At 72.7% G+C, this 16,061-nt stretch carries 13 protein-coding genes and 1 tRNA gene; 10 read left to right on the top strand and 4 right to left on the bottom strand.

Features of this window, described 5'->3' with window-relative positions; genetic code table 11:
• Positions 1–25 precede the first annotated feature (25 nt).
• From ACY0MJ_RS16365 to ACY0MJ_RS16400, 8 genes are all read left to right on the top strand, one after another.
• Positions 26–844, top strand: coding sequence for a SapC family protein (locus ACY0MJ_RS16365; RefSeq protein WP_462639577.1), 819 nt, complete (start codon positions 26–28; stop codon positions 842–844).
• A gap of 76 nt (positions 845–920) precedes the next feature.
• A complete protein-coding gene (locus ACY0MJ_RS16370) occupies positions 921–2,780 on the top strand; it encodes an HlyD family efflux transporter periplasmic adaptor subunit (RefSeq protein ID WP_462639578.1) in 1,860 nt (619 codons plus the stop codon).
• A 16-nt stretch (positions 2,781–2,796) separates the two neighbouring features.
• Positions 2,797–4,953 (top strand): hypothetical protein, encoded by a 2,157-nt coding sequence (locus tag ACY0MJ_RS16375; protein WP_462639579.1) that lies wholly within the window; start codon positions 2,797–2,799, stop codon positions 4,951–4,953.
• Complete coding sequence (locus ACY0MJ_RS16380) at positions 4,946–6,961, top strand: preprotein translocase subunit SecA (RefSeq protein ID WP_462639580.1); 2,016 nt, start codon at positions 4,946–4,948, stop codon at positions 6,959–6,961. The genes ACY0MJ_RS16375 and ACY0MJ_RS16380 overlap by 8 nt, the downstream gene beginning before the upstream one ends.
• Positions 6,958–7,827, top strand: coding sequence for an efflux RND transporter periplasmic adaptor subunit (locus tag ACY0MJ_RS16385; RefSeq protein ID WP_462639581.1), 870 nt, complete (start codon positions 6,958–6,960; stop codon positions 7,825–7,827). The genes ACY0MJ_RS16380 and ACY0MJ_RS16385 overlap by 4 nt, the downstream gene beginning before the upstream one ends.
• Entirely contained in the window at positions 7,824–8,720 is an 897-nt protein-coding gene (locus ACY0MJ_RS16390; RefSeq protein ID WP_462639582.1) for a methyltransferase domain-containing protein, read from the top strand. The genes ACY0MJ_RS16385 and ACY0MJ_RS16390 overlap by 4 nt, the downstream gene beginning before the upstream one ends.
• 2 nt (positions 8,721–8,722) lie before the next feature.
• A complete protein-coding gene (locus ACY0MJ_RS16395; protein ID WP_462639583.1) occupies positions 8,723–10,075 on the top strand; it encodes a tetratricopeptide repeat protein in 1,353 nt (450 codons plus the stop codon).
• 13 nt (positions 10,076–10,088) lie between these two features.
• A tRNA-Arg gene (locus ACY0MJ_RS16400) sits at positions 10,089–10,165 on the top strand.
• A 1-nt stretch (position 10,166) separates the two neighbouring features.
• Here the strand turns inward: ACY0MJ_RS16400 and ACY0MJ_RS16405 are convergent.
• Positions 10,167–10,736 carry an MEDS domain-containing protein gene (locus tag ACY0MJ_RS16405; RefSeq protein WP_462639584.1) on the bottom strand — a complete coding sequence of 190 codons (570 nt, stop codon included), beginning with the start codon at positions 10,734–10,736 and terminating at the stop codon, positions 10,167–10,169.
• A 103-nt stretch (positions 10,737–10,839) separates the two neighbouring features.
• Positions 10,840–11,799 (bottom strand): recombination-associated protein RdgC, encoded by a 960-nt coding sequence (locus ACY0MJ_RS16410; protein WP_462639585.1) that lies wholly within the window; start codon positions 11,797–11,799, stop codon positions 10,840–10,842.
• Positions 11,800–11,952: 153 nt separating this feature from the next.
• Here ACY0MJ_RS16410 and ACY0MJ_RS16415 point away from each other — a divergent pair, with 153 nt between their 5' ends.
• Positions 11,953–13,287 (top strand): MFS transporter, encoded by a 1,335-nt coding sequence (locus ACY0MJ_RS16415; RefSeq protein ID WP_462639655.1) that lies wholly within the window; start codon positions 11,953–11,955, stop codon positions 13,285–13,287.
• On the opposite strand, the gene ACY0MJ_RS16420 is transcribed toward ACY0MJ_RS16415, so the two are convergent.
• Positions 13,288–13,986 carry a glutathione binding-like protein gene (locus tag ACY0MJ_RS16420; protein WP_462639586.1) on the bottom strand — a complete coding sequence of 233 codons (699 nt, stop codon included), beginning with the start codon at positions 13,984–13,986 and terminating at the stop codon, positions 13,288–13,290. It abuts the gene before it with no gap.
• Between the two features lie 56 nt (positions 13,987–14,042).
• On the opposite strand from ACY0MJ_RS16420, the gene ACY0MJ_RS16425 reads away from it, so the two are divergent.
• Entirely contained in the window at positions 14,043–14,729 is a 687-nt protein-coding gene (locus ACY0MJ_RS16425) for a hypothetical protein (protein ID WP_462639587.1), read from the top strand.
• A 39-nt stretch (positions 14,730–14,768) separates the two neighbouring features.
• Here the strand turns inward: ACY0MJ_RS16425 and ACY0MJ_RS16430 are convergent, their stop codons facing one another.
• Entirely contained in the window at positions 14,769–16,043 is a 1,275-nt protein-coding gene (locus ACY0MJ_RS16430) for an acyl-CoA dehydrogenase family protein (protein ID WP_462639588.1), read from the bottom strand.
• Positions 16,044–16,061: the final 18 nt, after the last annotated feature.

Raw genomic sequence — 16,061 nt, forward strand, 5'->3', positions numbered from 1 at the left:
GCCAACCAAGAGGAGTACTTCGCTTATGAGCACGCAATTGCTGATCTACGAAACCGCCGTCCCCGTTTCGAGCGGGCGCCACGGGAAGGGCGCGGTGGAACTGGGCAAGGGCTACGGCTTCGCCCGCCGCATCAATTCCGTGCCGCTGATGGCCGTCGAATTCCCGCAGGCCGCGCCCGAGTACGCCATCGTGTTCGCGCAGAACGGCGCCGACGTGATCCCGGTGGTGATCCTCGGCGCGCGCGCGGGCGAGAACCTGTACCTGAAGGAGGACGACAGCTGGAGCGCGAGCTACCTGCCGGCCTTCGTGCGGCGCTATCCCTTCATCTTCTCCGCGAGCGAGGACGGCAAGACCTTCACGCTGTGCATCGACGAGGCCTTCCAGGGCCTCAACTACCTCGGGCGCGGGCAGGCGCTGTTCACCCCGGACGGCAAGCAGACGCCCTACGTGGACAACGTGCTGAAGTTCCTGCAGGAGTACCGCAGCCAGTTCCTGCGCACGCAGGCCTTCTGCCGCAAGCTCGTGGAGCTGAAGCTGCTGGAGCCGATGCGCGCGCAGTTCACCCTGGGCAGCGAGAAGATGTCGCTGGGCGGCTTCCAGGCCATCGACCGCCAGCGCCTGAAGTCGCTGCCGGCCGAGACGCTGGCGCAGCTGGCGGCCACCGACGAACTGGAGCTGGTCTACCTGCACCTGCAGTCGCTGCGCAACTTCGCCCTGGTGAAGGACAAGCTGGTGGTCACGCGCAAGGTGGATGCCTCCGAGGATGCGCCGGCGGATGCCGATGCCGCCGTGCCCCAGGCGGCGCGCCGCGGCGCGCCCGAAGCGAGCGCGCAGGCCAGTTGAGGACGACCGGCCCGGGGCGCCCTTCGCGCCGGGCCGCTGAAGTGGAAGGACCGGCGCGCAGGCGCACGGAGCGGCGATGACCGGAGCATCGATCTATTCCCTGGTGGACGGGGCGCACGCCAAGCTGGAATCGGCACAGTGGGCGCGCTTCTCCGCGCCTGCCGACACCAGCGACTTCTGCACCAGCTGGCTGGCGATCCTGTGCGGGCAGGTCGACCGCGCGCAGGGCGGCCTGGTGCTGCTGGGGCCCGGCGAGGACGGCAGCTACAGCCCGGCGGCGAGCTGGCCGGACCCTTCGCACAACCTCCTGCACCTCGGGCCCACCGCGCAGGCCACGCTGCAGCAGCGGCGCGGCGTCGTGCAGGAAGGCGAGACGCCGGAGACGGGGACGGCCATCGTCACCATCGGCTACCCGATCGAGGTGGACGGGCTCCTGCACGGGGCCGTCGTGCTGGAGGTGAAGCCGCGGCCCGATCCGGAGGTGCAGCGCGTGCTGCGCCAGCTGCATTGGGGCAGCGCCTGGCTGGTCGACCAGTTCCGCCGCCAGTCGCTCGCGCGCGAGCAGCAGCGGGCCGAGCGGCTGGCGCTCGCCAGCCAGGTGGTCGCCACCGCCCTGCAGCAGAAGAAGCTCAAGGCGGCCGCCCTGGCCGTGGCGAACGAGCTCGCCGCGCGCCTGGGCTGCGAGCGCGTGGCCCTCGGCTTCTCGCGCCACCAGAGCTGCGCCGTCGCGGCGCTCTCGCACACCGCCAGCTTCGACGCGCGCAGCGACTTCGTGCGCCTGCTGGACGACGCGATGGACGAGGTGCTGGACCTCGGCCAGCCGCAGGTGCACCCGCCGCTCGACGAGGACGCCGTCGGCGGCCTCGCGCACGCGGCGCTGTCGTCGGCGCGCAGCGGCTCCAGCGTGCTGTCGGTGCCCCTGCTGGACGACCGCGAGCCGATCGGCGTGCTGACGCTCGAGCGGGTGCAGGAGCGCCCCTTCGACGCCTCCGAGCTGGAGCTGGCCGAAACCATCGGCCAGCTGCTCGGTCCCGTGCTCGCGCTGAAGCAGCGCGAGGAGCGCAGCGCCTGGGAACGCCTGACCGGTGCGCTGCAGCGCGGCGCCACGGCGCTGTTCGGGCCGCGCCATCCCGGGCTGAAGCTCGCGGCCGTCTCGCTGCTGGCGCTCGCGGCGGTGCTCGCGTTCGCGACCTGGCCCTACCGCGTGAGCGCGAAGGTCGTGATCGAGGGCGCGGTGCAGCGGGCGGTGGTGGCGCCCTTCCAGGGCTTCGTGGGCGAGAGCCTGGTGCGCGCGGGCGACGCCGTGCAGCAGGGGCAGACGCTGGCGCGCCTGGACGACCGCGAGCTGCGCCTCGAGCGCGTGCGCTGGCTGTCGGAAGCCGAGCAGGTGCAGCGCCGCTACCGGCAGGCCGCCGCGACGCAGGACCGCGCCGCGATGACCGTCGCCGCGGCGCAGGAACGGCAGGCGCAGGCGCAGCTGGCGCTGGTCGAGGAGCGGCTGGACCGCGCCGTGCTGAAGGCGCCGTTCTCCGGCATCGTCGTGAGCGGCGACCTGAGCCAGCTGCTCGGCTCGCCGGTGGAGCAGGGCAAGGTGCTGTTCGAAGTGGCGCCGCTGGACGCCTGGCGCGTGGTGCTGCACGTCGACGAGCGCGACATCGCCGAGATCGCATTGGGCCAGCACGGCCAGATCGCGCTGGCCGGCATGCCCTACGAGCGCCTGCCGTTCACCGTGCGGCAGATCACGCCGGTGTCGACGGCCGAGGAGGGGCGCAACTACTTCCGCGTCGAGGCGCACCTCGACGACGCCCCGGCGCGCCTGCGCCCCGGCATGGAGGGCGTGGGCAAGGTGGAGGTGGGCCCGCGCAAGCTGCTGTGGATCTGGACCCACCCGCTGGTGGAGTGGATCGAGCTCGCCACGTGGCGCTGGCTGGGTTGAGGGCCGGGACGCGCGCATGGACGCACCGCTGCTGTCGAACACCTGGTACCGCGTCGCGGAATTGCAGCCGCGCCTGCGCAGCCACGCGCGCCTGCACCGCATGCGCTACCGCGGCGCGCTCTGGTACCTGGTGCAGGACCCGGTGTCGAACCGGGTCCACCGCTTCACGCCGGCGGCGCGCTTCCTCATTGCCGCCATGGACGGCAAGCGCACCGTGCAGCAGCTGTGGGAACGCACCAACCGCCAGCTGGGCGAGGACGCGCCGACGCAGGACGAGGTGATCCGGCTGCTGGGCCAGCTGCATTCGGCCGACCTGCTGCAGACCGACGCGACGCCGGACGTCGGCGAGCTGTTCGAGCGCGGCGAGCAGCAGGAGCGCGCGACGCGCCAGCGCTCCTACCTGAACCCGATGGCGATCCGGCTGCACCTGTGGGACCCGGATGCCTTCCTGAACCGGATCCGCGGCGTGGTGGACCTGCTGTGGAGCCGCTGGGGCGGCCTCTTGTGGCTCGCGGTGGTGCTGCCCGCGCTGGTGCTGCTGCCGCCGCACTGGCAGGACCTGGCCGGCGACCTGTCGGACCACGTGCTCGCCTCCGGCAACCTGCTGCTGCTGTGGCTGGTGTTCCCCCTCATCAAGGCGTTGCACGAGTTCGGCCACGCGGCCGCCGTCAAGCGCGGCGGCGGCGAGGTGCACGACGTCGGCATCGTGCTGCTGGTCCTGATCCCCGTGCCCTACGTGGAGGCGTCGGCCTCCACCGTGTTCCGTTCGCGGCTGCAGCGCGCCGTGGTGGCGGCCTCGGGCATGGGCGTGGAGCTGTTCGTCGCGGCGCTCGCCTTCTACCTGTGGCTGCTGGTCGAGCCCTCGCTCGTGCGCGCGCTCCTGTTCAACGTGATGGTGGTGGCGGGCGTGTCGACGCTGATCTTCAACGGCAACCCGCTGCTGCGCTACGACGCCTACTACATCCTGTCGGACCTGCTGGAGGTGCCCAACCTGGCGCAGCGCGCCACGCGCTACTGGGGCTACCTGGTCGAGCGCCATGCCTTCGGCGTGGAAGACGCCGTGACGCCCGAGACCTCCGCGCGCGACAAGGCCTGGCTGCTGGCCTACGGCCTGCTGTCGTCGATCTACCGCGTGTTCGTGACGATCGCCATCGCCCTGTTCATCGCCAAGGAGTTCTTCATCGTCGGCGTGGTGCTGGCGATCTGGGCGGTGATCGCGATGGCCGTGATGCCGATCGTGCGCAGCCTGAAGCACGTCGTCACGAGCCCGGGCCTGCAGGCGAAGCGCGTGCGCGTGCGGGCGGTGGTCGGCGGCTTCGTGGCGGCCCTGGTGCTGCTGCTCTTCGTCGTGCCCGCGCCCTCGCGCACCGTGCTGGAAGGCGTGGCCTGGCTGCCGCCCTCGGCGATGGTGCGCAACGGCGAGGCGGGCTTCGTCGAGCGCGTGGTCGCGAAGCCGGGCACGGCGGTGCACGCGGGCGAGCTGCTGGTGCAGCTGCGCAATCCCGCGCTGACAACAGCCGAAGCCGTGGCGCAGGCGCGGGTGGCGGAGCTGGAGGCCCAGTACCTCGCGCACCTGCAGTCCGATCGCGGCCAGGCGGCGATCGTGCAGGACCAGCTGCACGCCGCGCGCAGCGAGCTCGCCAGCGCGCGCGAGCGCGTCGCGCGGCTCGCCGTGCGCGCGGGCGGCGACGGCGTGTTCATGGCCAGCGCGCCGCAGGACCTGCCCGGCCGCTTCGAGAACCAGGGCGAGCTGCTCGGCTACGTGCTCGACGCGCCGCGGCTGGTGGCGCGGGTGGTGGCGACCCAGGACGCTGCCGACCTCGTGCGCGCGGCGACCACGGGCGTCGAGCTGCGCCTCGCGCACGCGCCGGACCGCATCCTGCAAGGCCGGCTGCAGCGCGAGGTGCCCGCGGGCGAGGAGTACCTGCCCAGCCGCGTGCTCGCCACCGCCGGCGGCGGCCAGCTGGCCACCGACGCGCGCGACAGCCGCGGCGAGCGCACCCTGGAGCGCACCTTCCAGTTCGACGTCGCGGTGGCGGGCGGGTCCGGCGCGGCCCTGCCGCTGTTCTTCGGGCAGCGCGTGCACGCGCGCTTCGAGCATCCGCCGGAGCCGCTCGGCCGGCAGTGGCTGCGCAGCGTGCGGCGCCTGTTCCTCTCGCATTTCCATGTCTAGGCGCGGCAGCCTCTTCGCGGACGTCGTCCTCGCGGACGGGCGGCCCTATGCCGAGCGCGCCGAGGACGAGCCGCGCTGGCACGACCGGCTCGCCACCTGGCTGCACGACCGCAGCATCGCCCCGGCGCGCCGCCGGCTGGCCGGCTTCGACGGCGAGCTGCGCCGGCTCGTGGCCGCCACCAACGCGCGCGAGGAGGGCGTGCGGCTGCTGCCCGACGAGGCCTTGCGCCGCCGTGCCGCCGCCCTGCGCGGCCGGCTGCGGCGCGAAGGCTTCGGCGTGGAGGCGAGCGCCGAAGCCTTCGCGCTGGTGCGCGCCGCCGCCCAGCGCACCCTGGGGCAGCGCCACTTCGACACGCAGCTGATGGGCGGCTACGCGCTGCTGCGCGGCCGGCTGGTGGAGATGGCCACCGGCGAGGGCAAGACCTTCTGCGCGACGCTGCCCGCCTGCGTGATGGCATTGGCGGGCTACCCCGTGCACGTGATCACCGTGAACGACTACCTCGCCGAGCGCGATGCCCGCAAGATGGAACCGCTCTATGCCTTCTTCGGACTGGGCGTCGGGGTGGTGTGCCAGGGGATGGAACGCCCGCAGCGCCGCGCGGCCTACGCGCAGGCGATCACCTATGCGACCAACAAGGAGATCGCCTTCGACTACCTGCGCGACCGGGTGGCGCTGGGCGCGCGCGGCAGCCGCCTGCAGCAGTCGCTGCTGCGGCTGGCCGGCGCCGCGCCGACGGGCGAGGGCCTGGTGCTGCGCGGCCTCTACTTCGCGATCGTGGACGAGGCCGACAGCGTGTTCGTCGACGAGGCGCGCACGCCGCTGATCCTGTCGGCCAGCGGCGGCGGCGCCGAGGAGGCGGAGCACGGCTCGGCGGCGCTGCAGCTCGCGCGCGCGCTGCGCGAAGGCGAGCACTACCGCGTCGACCCGCTGGAGCACGCCGTCACGCTCACCGACGCCGGCCACGCGCGGCTCGACGACTTCGCCGCCGATCGCGACGGCCCGTGGACCTCGGTGCGCGGCCGCGAGGAACTGGTGCGGCAGGCCTTGTCCGCGCTGCTGCTGTACCGGCGCGACCAGCACTACGTGGTGGTGGACGGCAAGGTGCAGATCGTCGACGAGTCGACCGGCCGGGTGATGCCCGACCGGTCCTGGGAGCGCGGGCTGCACCAGATGATCGAGCTGAAGGAAGGCGTCGAGACGACGCCGCGGCGCGACACGCTCGCGCGCCTGACCTACCAGCGGCTGTTCCGGCGCTACGTGCACCTCGCGGGCATGACCGGCACGGCGGCGGAGGCGGCCGGCGAGATCAAGTCGGTGTACGGCCTGGAGCTCGCGCGCGTCCCGCTGCACCGCCCTTCGCGCCGCGTGGACCGCGGCGTCACTGTCTGCGCGACGGTGCAGGAGAAATGGCAGCGCGTCGCCGCCGCGGCGGAGGACATGGCGCGCGTGCAGGGCCGGCCCGTCCTGATCGGCACGCGCTCGGTGCAGGCCTCGGAGGAGGTGAGCGCCGTGCTGCGGGCGCGCGGCCTGGAGCACGCCCTGCTCAACGCGAAGCAGGACGCCGCCGAGGCGGAGGTCGTGGCGCAGGCCGGGCAGGGCGGGCGCATCACCGTCGCCACCAACATGGCCGGGCGCGGCACCGACATCCTCCTGTCCGACGAGGTGTCCGAGCGCGGCGGCCTGCACGTGATCCTCACCGAGTACCACGATTCCCGCCGCGTCGACCGCCAGCTGGTCGGCCGCTGCGCGCGGCAGGGCGACCCGGGCAGCTGCGAGGCCATCGTGTCGCTGCAGGACGAACTGTTCGAGCTGTGCACGCCGCGCGCGGCGGCGCTGCTGCGCGCCTGGGTCGCCGCGGGCGTGCGCCTGCCGCCCCTGGCCTTCACCCTGCTGCGCCGCCGCGCGCAGCATTCCACCGAGCACCGGTACGCCTCCGCGCGCCGGGCCAACCTGCGACAGGACCGCCAGCAGCATCGCACGCTGGCCTTCACCGGGAGAGCGGAATGAAAGCTTCCTTGCCTGCCTTCGGCGCCGTGCTGGCGGCCGCCGCCTTGTGGCCCGCGGCCGGCGCGGCGCGCCCCTTCGACTGCCTGATCGAGCCCAACCAGGTGGTGGAGGTGCGCAGCGCCGTCGAGGGCGTGATCGACAAGGTCTACGTTCAGCGCGGCGACCGCGTGCGCGCCGGCCAGCCGCTGGTGCAGCTGGATTCGGCGGCCGAAGCCTCCGCCGTGCAGCTCGCGCGGGTGCGCTCGGAGGCGCAGGGCCGGCTGCAATCGGCGCAGGCCCGCCTGGAGTACGCGGGCCGCAAGCTCGAGCGCTCCACGCGGCTGGAAGCGCAGAACTTCGTGTCGGCGCAGGCGCGCGACGAGGCCGAAGCGGAAAAGCACATTCTCGAAGCCGAACTGCGGCAGGCCCGCGAGGATCGCGAGCAGGCGAAGTACGAACTGCGCCACGCGCAGGACCTCCTCGACCGGCGCACGCTGCACAGTCCCTTCAACGGCATCGTGCTCGATCGCATGCTCAACCCGGGGGACCTGGCCGAGGCGGGCACCGGGCGCAAGGCCATCCTGAAGCTGGTGCAGGTGGAGCCCCTGCGCGTGGAGGTCGTGCTGCCCCTGGCCGCCTGGGGCAAGCTCAAGACCAAGACCACGGCGGAGGTCGTGCCGGAAGGCATCGGCGGCCGCTACACCGCAAACATCACCGTCATCGACAGCGTGTTCGACACGGCCAGCGGCACCTTCGGCGTGCGGCTGCAGATGCCCAACGCCGGCGGCAAGGTGCCCGCGGGCATCCGCTGCGCCGTGGACTTCCCGGCACTGCGCGACCTGGCACCGCCGCCCGCCGCCGCGCTCCCGGGCAGCATCTACAAGTGAGCGCGCGGGCCGGTCACGCGGAAACGGCGGCGGTGCTGGCGGCGCTGCGCGGCGGCGCGCCGGTCTCGGCCGAACTGGTCGACCGCTACTACGGCCTGTGCATCCCCTTCTACCGCGAATTCCTCGGCGACCACTGGCACACCGGCTTCTACGATGCGCAGGGCCCCATCGGGCCGCAGGACCAGCTGCGCATGGAGCTCCTGGTGGCGCGCAGCGCGGGCATCGCCGCGGGGAGCGCGGTGCTGGACGTCGGTTGCGGCGTCGGCGGCCCGGCCTGCCACATCGCCGCGGCGACCGGCGCGCGCGTGCGCGGGCTGACGCCCAACGCGGCGCAGCGCGCCATCGCGCGGGCGGCGGCGCAGCGCGAGGGACTGGCGGACCGGGTCGCCTTCGACGCCGGCCACGCCGGCGCGCTGCCGTACGACGACGCGAGCTTCGACGCGGTGCTGTTCTTCGAGTCGCCCTGCCACTTCCCCGACCGCGACGCCTTCTTCGCCGAAGCCTGGCGCGTGCTGCGTCCCGGCGGGCGGCTCGCCGGCGAGGACTGGCTCGCGAGCGAAGCCTGCGCGCCGGACCTGCGCGCGCACTGGAGCGCGCGCATCGGCGCGACCTGGGTGATCCCCGCGCTCGGCACGCTGGGCGACTACGCGCAGGGCATGGCGCGCGCCGGCTTCGACGTCGAGCTCGCGCGCGACATGCGCGAGGAGATGGCGCTGCTGCGCGGCTTCATGGCCGACCAGGCCGGCCGCGCGGCGCTGCGCCGGGAGCTGCGCGCGAGCGGCGACGGCCTGCGCCGCTACATCATGGAAGGCGTGCTGGTGCTGGGCGAGGCCGCGGAGTGCGGCGCCTTCACGGTCGGCCGCTTCGTCGCGCGCAAGCCGCTGCGGGCGTGAACATGGGGCAGGCCACCGTCTTCGAGGAACACGCGTCCGTGCTGCCGCACTGGTGGGCCGCCGGCCTGCGCGACGCCACGGTGATCTGCCTCGACGCCCACCTCGACCTGCAGTTCATCGCGCCCGAGCGGATCGCCCGCCTGCGCGCCTGCGCCGATGCATCCGCGCTGGCGGCACTGGAGGGCGCGCATCCGCTGAGCCCCAGCCGCGACGCCTGCTTCGGCATCGAGGACTTCCTGTATGCCGCCGGGCAGCTGGGCGTGCTGCGGCGCCTGGTGTGGGTCGCGCCGCCGCACGTGCTGCGCGATGCGGCGACGGCGCTGGAGTCGCTGCGGCAGATGGAGGGCGTCACGCCGCAGCAGCTCGCCTCGTTCCGGCGGGTCCCGGGCGGCTGGATCGAAGGCGAGCTCCTGGGCCTCTCGCTGGCGGTGCTCGATCTCGCGCAGCTCGCCGCCCTGCCGCTGCAAGGCCCGGTGGCCGTCGACATCGACGCCGACTACTTCGTGGAGCTGCCGCAGGATGAAGTCTGGATCACGCCGGCCGAAGTCGTGGCCAAGCTGCGGCAGCGCGTGGGCAGCGGCCTGCACCTGAGCGTCGCGCGTTCGGTGGGCACCGGCTTCCTGCCGCTGCGCCACCGCTTCATCGCCGATGCGCTCGCGGCGCTGTGGGAAGGCAGCGCGGAGGATGCGGATTATTGGCAGCGCCTGCTCGCGACCGAGCGTACACCGGCGGCATCGCCCGGGCGCCTGGAGGCGCTGCAGGCCCTGGTGCTCGAACGTCCGGACTGCGGGGCCGCCTGGCATGCGCTGGCGCTCTCGACGCCGGATGCCGCCGTGGCCGCGCCCCTGCTGGCGCGGGCCGCGGCGGCCGATCCGCACTACGCCGACGACGTCCTGCGGGACCTCGGCGCCCTGCGCGCGCGGCCGCAGGCGACCGACCTCGCCACCGTGGTGCGCCTGCACCGGCGCCTGCGCACGGCCTCCGGCGACGGCGGGCGCCTCGCCGCCGCGTGGGTGGCGCTGGGACTGCTCTACGTCGCGCTGGACCGCCTGGAGGAAGCCGTCGATTGCGACGAGCGATCGCTCGCCTGGGGCGGCGGCCATCCCGACCTCGCGCTGCAGATCGGCCGGCTGCTCATGGCCACGGGCGGGACGCACGACGCGCTGCCCTGGCTCGAACGCGCGGCGGCGGACGACGAGACGCGCGTGGCGGCCTGGCTGCACCTGTCGGTGTGCGCGGCGCGGCGCGGGCGCCCCGACGAGGCGCGGCACTGGGCGCAGGCCGCATGCCGCGCCGCTCCCGCGTGGCCGGAAGCCGCCCAGTGGCTGGCGAGCCTGGCGGGCCGCCCGGGTTAGGATAGTGGCTCGCCTGCCCGTAGCTCAGTTGGATAGAGCACCTGCCTTCTAAGCAGGTTGTCGGGGGTTCGATTCCCTCCGGGCAGGCCACTCAGGCCGCGGCGAACGCGACCACGTCCTCGTGGACTTCCGTATGCGCCGCCCGGATCGCGTCGGCGAACCGGTGGGTCTCCGGCGCGGTGAACAGCCGGCGCGCATAGCCGCACAGCAACGACGCGTCCACGCCCGCGAGCAGTTCGTTCCACATCGCTTCCAGGCGCAGGGCATCGTGGTACTGGCCGCGCGCGCACAGCACGCCCACCAGCTCGCCATACGCCGCCACGCGCCGGCCGCCCGCGGCCAGCTTGCGCACGGTGTCGCCGATCACGTCGTGGAACAGGGACGCGTCGGGCCGCCCGGCGATGCAGATGCGCGCCAGGGTGTCTTCCGCATCCAGCGCCACCAGGGTCCCGCGTTCCGGCCCGAAGGGCTCGCCGTCCACGTGCTGGCGGTGCAGCTCGATCGTCACCTCGCGCAGCAGGGCCGGCCGCGCGAGCACCAGCGCCGGGTCGCCGCAGCGCAGGGCGTCGGCGACGTGGCGCGCCACTCCGGCGGACAGCAGGGCTTCGTCCCGGTAGAACAGGACGCCGTGGGAGCAGGCGAAGGGGCGGGAGGACGTCATGGAGCGGGCAAACGGGCGCACGCCGGTCGGCGCGCTCCATGGGTGCGGGCTGCGGGGCAAGATACGGGCCCCGGCCGGCGCGGTCTGTAGGACGGGGCGCCGTTCAGGCCGCGCGGGCCTCCTGCGCCTCGGGTTCGCCGGCCATCTCGCCGCCCAGGGCCTCCAGCAGGTCCGGGATCAGCTGGGCGAGTTCGCCCGTGAGGATGGCGGCGTTGGCGTCGAAGTTGTCGTCGTCCTTGCCCTTGGCGTCCTCGGCTTCCTTCAGCACCACGTCCAGCATCTTCAGCTTGCGCAGCTGCCCCGTCTCCGCCAGCACGAAGGACACGCGGTCGTTCCAGGTCATGGCCAGCTGCGTGGGCATCTTGCCGGCGGCGATGTGCTGGGCGACCTCGTCGATCTCCAGCGTGTGGCGGGCATAGCGCACCGAGGACTTCTGTTCGTCGGCCGCCTTCAGCTCGCAGTCGCGGTCGACGGTGAAGCGCCAGGGCGCCTCGCGCGTGGACAGCCAGTGCGCCATGGACGCGGCCGGCGAGCTCTGCGTGTGCACCAGCTGCAGGTCCAGCGCCGGCCCGGCGCCGGGCACTTCCAGCAGGGCGGCGAGCAGCGAGGACACGATGCGGTCGGCGGCCGCGAGACTGCCGGCGTCCACCACCAGCATCCTGCGCTTCGCGTCGAGCCAGAGCAGGGTGGTGGCGCGCTTGGTGAAGGCGCGCGGCAGCAGGTCCAGCAGCACCTCCTCCTTGAAGCCCTTCTTGACCTTGGCGGGCACGCGCTCGTTGCCTGTCTCGGCCCGGTAGCGTTCCACGCGCTCGTCGACGCCGGCGCGGATCGCGGACGCGGGCACGGCGCGCTTCTCGGTGCAGAGCTTCAGGATCAGGTGGCCGTCGACCACCTCGGCCAGCACCTTGCTCTTGCCGCCGCGCGGCGGCACCCAGCCGGTGGATTCGGGCTCGGTGGGCCCGCAGGGGACGAAGCGGGCCTTCTGCAGGACCCGCTCGAGGGCATCGCGATCGGGCAGGACGAAATCCTCGGCGATGCGGAAAAAACAGGCGCTCTTGAACATCGGTACAGCCTTGCCGCCCGCGTGAGCGCGCGCGGGCAAAAGGCGGGATTGTAGGAGCTGCGCGCAGGTAGACTCGCGCCCGTGCACAAGCAGGAGGAACAGGGGAGGGGGTCGCCGCCGGACGGCCTGCCGGCGCCGGCGCGCTACTGGGCGATGGCCGCCATCCTCCTGGGCATCGCGCTGTCGGTGCTGGACTCCAGCATCGTCAACCTCGCGCTGCCGGACATCACGCGCGACCTGGGCGCCTCGGCCTCCGAGTCGGTCTGGGTGGTCAACGCCTACCAGCTCGCCACGCTCACGCTGCTGCTGCCCTGCGCGCACCTGGGCGAGCGGGTCGGCTACCGGCGCGTGTACCTCGTGGGCCTGGCCGTGTTCACCATCGCTTCGCTCGGGTGCGTGCTGGCGCCGACGCTGCCGCTGCTGGCCGGCGCCCGCGCGGTGCAGGGCCTGGGCGCGGCCGGAATGATGGGCGTCAACGCGGCGCTGGTGCGCCTCACCTATCCCGCCGACGTGCTCGGGCGTGGCATCGCGCTCAATTCCCTGGTGGTGGCCACGGCCTCGGTGGCCGGGCCGACCATCGCGGCCATCGTCCTGTCGCTGGCCTCCTGGCCCTGGCTGTTCCTGATCCAGCTGCCGCTCGGCGCGCTGGTGCTGGTGCTGGGGCGCCGTGCGCTGCCGTGCAACACGGTGCCGCCTTCCGGGCCGCGCCTGCACCCCTTGGACGTGGCGATGAACATGGCCATGTTCGCCCTGGTCTTCCTGGCGGCCGACGCGATGGGCGCGCGGCGCGGCAGCGGTCCCGGCGCGGCGCACCTGGGCGTGGCGTTCGCGATGCTGGCCGCCGGCCTCGCGATCGGCACGCTCTACCTGCGCCGCCAGCGTCGGCAGGCGGCGCCGCTCTTCCCGGTGGACCTGCTGCGCATCCCGGTGTTCGCGCTGTCGATGTGCACGTCGATCACGGCCTTCTCGGCGCAGACGCTCGCCTTCATCGCGCTGCCCTTCCTGCTGCTGGAAGGCCAGGGCCGCAGCCACTTCGAGACGGGCCTGCTCATCACGGCCTGGCCCGCGGCGATCGTGGTGGTGGCGCCGATCGCCGGGCGGCTGATCCACCGCGTGCCGGGCGGCTTCCTGGGCGGGATCGGCCTGGGCCTGCTCGCCCTGGGTCTCGCCTGGCTGGCGCTGCTCCCCGCCGCCCCCAGCGGCGCCCACATGATGGTGCCGCTGGCGATCTGCGGCATCGGCTTCGGCCTGTTCCAGTCGCCCAACAACCACATCATCGTCACCAGCGCGCCGCTGCGGCGCTCGGGCGCGGCCAGCGGGATGCTGGGGACGGCGCGCCTGACCGGCCAGTCGCTGGGCGCCGTGCTGACCGGGCTGGTGTTCAGCGAGGTGGGCGTGCGCGAGGGCGGGCCGGCAATCGCGCTGGGCCTGGCGGCGGCGCTGGCCGCCGCCTCCTCGGCCTTCAGCCTGCTGCGCCTGCGCGCCTGATCAGCGGCGCTGGTACTGCCTGGCGCCGAACAGGTTCTCGCGGGCCTTGTCGTCGGTGATCGGCTTGCGCAGGTCGGCCAGCACCTTCACGCCGCGCTGCACGGCCGGGCGCGCCGCGATGGTGTCGAACCAGCGCTTCAGGTGGGGATAGTCCTCCAGCACGACGCCCTGGCGTTCCCAGCTGCGCAGCCAGGGGAAGGTGGCGATGTCCGCGATGGAGTACTCGGCGCCGCCCAGCCATTCGCTGGCCTCCAGCCGCTTCTCGATCACGCCGTACAGGCGCCGCGCCTCGTTGGTGTAGCGGTCGATCGCGTAGCCGATCTTCTCGGGCGCGTAGATCCGGAAGTGGTGCGCCTGGCCGAGCATCGGCCCCACGCCGCCCATCTGGAACATCAGCCACTGCAGCACCTCGAAGCGGGCGCGGTCGCCGGCGGGCAGGAAGCGGCCGGTCTTCGCCGCCAGGTACACCAGGATCGCCCCGGACTCGAACAGCGAGATTGGCTTGCCATCCGGCCCGTCCGGGTCCACCATGGCCGGAATCTTGTTGTTGGGACTGATCTCCAGGAAGTCCGGGCGGAACTGCTCCCCGGCGCCGATGTTCACGGGGATGGCTTCGTAGGGCAGGCCGCACTCCTCCAGCATGATGTGGACCTTGTGGCCGTTGGGGGTGGGCCAGGAAAAAAGTCGGATCGTCGCCACGCCGTAACCTCCTGTTTCAATCATAATCGGCCGACTTTAGGCCAAAGCCACCGCGCATGTTCGATCGACTGAAGAAGGCCTTCCACCGCGACGCCCGCGAGCAGCGCGGCGACAGCATGCCCTCGCACGCCGGGCACGCGCCCGTGTCGGAATGGGCGGCCTCGCGCGGCATGAGCTTTTCCAGCGGCGCGCTGGGCAACACGCTGTCGATGCAGGGCAAGGTCGGCGGACGCTCCTGGCGCATGGAACTGGGGCGCCCCTCGCGCGACTACATCGCGGGCGAGGAACTGCGCGCCCGCGCCGAACTGGGCGTGAACGACGACGTCGGCGCGATGATCATCAACCGCCCGCTGAAGGACGCGCTGGAGCGCCGCGCCTACAGCATGATCACCGACACGCTGCAGACCACGGCCGACCCGCGCCTGCCCGAGGAAATGCGCTGGCTCGCCATGTACGACGAGATCGGCTGGGAAGGCCCGCCCGAGGCCTTCTGGGCGCGCTACGCGGTGCTGGCCGATGCGCGCGAGAACGCGCTCGCGTGGGTGGACGACCACCTCGTGGAGCAGCTGATGTCCTGGCCCGAGCCGGCACCGACGCCGCAGGTGCCCTTCATGATCGTGCTGCTGCGCGGCAAGTGCTACCTGCGCATGCAGTACGCCCCGGCCGACATGGCTGTCCTGGACCACGCCACGGACGTCTTCGTGAGCGCGTGCGACAGCGCGATGGGGGCGTTCAAGAGATAAGGCATGGATCCCGGGTCGAGCCCGGGATGACATGTCCTGTCAAGCGCCGCGCGTGATCGCCGCGGGCGCGTCCTTGCCGTAGCTGCCGTACTTTCCCAGCTCCCACTTCGCGATCGCGTTGCGGTGCACCTCGTCGGGGCCGTCGGCGAAGCGCAACGTGCGGGCGTGCGCGTAGGCGCTCGCGAGCGGGAAGTCGTCGGAGACGCCGCCGCCGCCGTGGGCCTGCAGCGCCCAGTCGATCACCTGGCAGGCCATGTTGGGCGCGACCACCTTGATCATGGCGATCTCGGTCTTCGCCGTCTTGTTGCCCGCGACGTCCATCATCCACGCCGCCTTGAGCGTCAGCAGGCGCGCCATGTCGATCTTGCAGCGGGCCTCGGCGATGCGCTCTTGCGTCACGGTCTGCTGCGCCACCGTCTTGCCGAAAGCGGTGCGCGACATCGAACGGCGGCACATCAGCTCCAGTGCGCGCTCCGCCAGGCCGATCAGGCGCATGCAGTGGTGGATGCGCCCCGGGCCCAGGCGGCCCTGCGCGATCTCGAAGCCGCGGCCCTCGCCCAGCAGGATGTTGCCGGCCGGGACCTTGACGTTCTCGAAGTACATCTCGACGTGGCCGTGCGGCGCGTCGTCGTAGCCGAACACGTTCAGCGGCCGCACGATGCGGATGCCGGGCGTGTCGGCGGGGATCACGATCATGCTCTGCTGCGAGTGCTTCGGCGCCTCCGGGTCCGTCTTGCCCATGGTGATGAAGACCTTGCAGCGCGGGTCGGCCGCGCCGGAGATCCACCACTTGTGGCCGTTGACGACGTAGTGGTCGCCCTGGCGCTCGATGCGCGTGGCGATGTTGGTGGCGTCCGAGGAGGCGACCTCCGGCTCGGTCATCGCGAAGGCGGAGCGGATCTCGCCTTCCAGCAGCGGCTTGAGCCAGCGCGCCTTGATCTCGTCGGAGCCGTAGCGCGCGATCGTCTCCATGTTGCCGGTGTCGGGCGCCGAGCAGTTGAAGACCTCGCTGGACCACGGCACGCGGCCCATGATCTCGGCGAGCGGCGCGTATTCCTGGTTGGTCAGGCCTGCGCCCTTGTAGCCCGAGGCCTCGGCCGTGTCGACCGGGAGGAACAGGTTCCACAGCCCCGCCGCGCGCGCCTTGCGCTTCAGGTCCTCGATCACCTGCAGCGGCGTCCAGCGCTTGCCCGCCTCGGTGTTGGCCTGCAGCTGCTGCTTGTACGTCGCCTCGTTCGGGTAGACGTGCTCGTCCATGAACTTCTGCAGGCGGGCCTGGAGTTCCTTGGTCTTGGGGGAGTAGTCGAAGTCCATGTTCTTTCTCCTGGGGAT

Source organism: Ramlibacter sp. bp-362 (assembly GCF_054956735.1).

Coding starts and splice junctions, on each gene's coding strand:
- ACY0MJ_RS16370 (WP_462639578.1), top strand. CDS start 921: ATGACCGGAGCATCGATCTATTCCCTGGTGGACGGGGCGCACGCCAAG.
- ACY0MJ_RS16415 (WP_462639655.1), top strand. CDS start 11,953: ATGGCCGCCATCCTCCTGGGCATCGCGCTGTCGGTGCTGGACTCCAGC.
- ACY0MJ_RS16375 (WP_462639579.1), top strand. CDS start 2,797: ATGGACGCACCGCTGCTGTCGAACACCTGGTACCGCGTCGCGGAATTG.
- ACY0MJ_RS16425 (WP_462639587.1), top strand. CDS start 14,043: ATGTTCGATCGACTGAAGAAGGCCTTCCACCGCGACGCCCGCGAGCAG.
- ACY0MJ_RS16410 (WP_462639585.1), bottom strand. CDS start 11,799: ATGTTCAAGAGCGCCTGTTTTTTCCGCATCGCCGAGGATTTCGTCCTG.
- ACY0MJ_RS16395 (WP_462639583.1), top strand. CDS start 8,723: ATGGGGCAGGCCACCGTCTTCGAGGAACACGCGTCCGTGCTGCCGCAC.
- ACY0MJ_RS16405 (WP_462639584.1), bottom strand. CDS start 10,736: ATGACGTCCTCCCGCCCCTTCGCCTGCTCCCACGGCGTCCTGTTCTAC.
- ACY0MJ_RS16430 (WP_462639588.1), bottom strand. CDS start 16,043: ATGGACTTCGACTACTCCCCCAAGACCAAGGAACTCCAGGCCCGCCTG.
- ACY0MJ_RS16365 (WP_462639577.1), top strand. CDS start 26: ATGAGCACGCAATTGCTGATCTACGAAACCGCCGTCCCCGTTTCGAGC.
- ACY0MJ_RS16380 (WP_462639580.1), top strand. CDS start 4,946: ATGTCTAGGCGCGGCAGCCTCTTCGCGGACGTCGTCCTCGCGGACGGG.
- ACY0MJ_RS16385 (WP_462639581.1), top strand. CDS start 6,958: ATGAAAGCTTCCTTGCCTGCCTTCGGCGCCGTGCTGGCGGCCGCCGCC.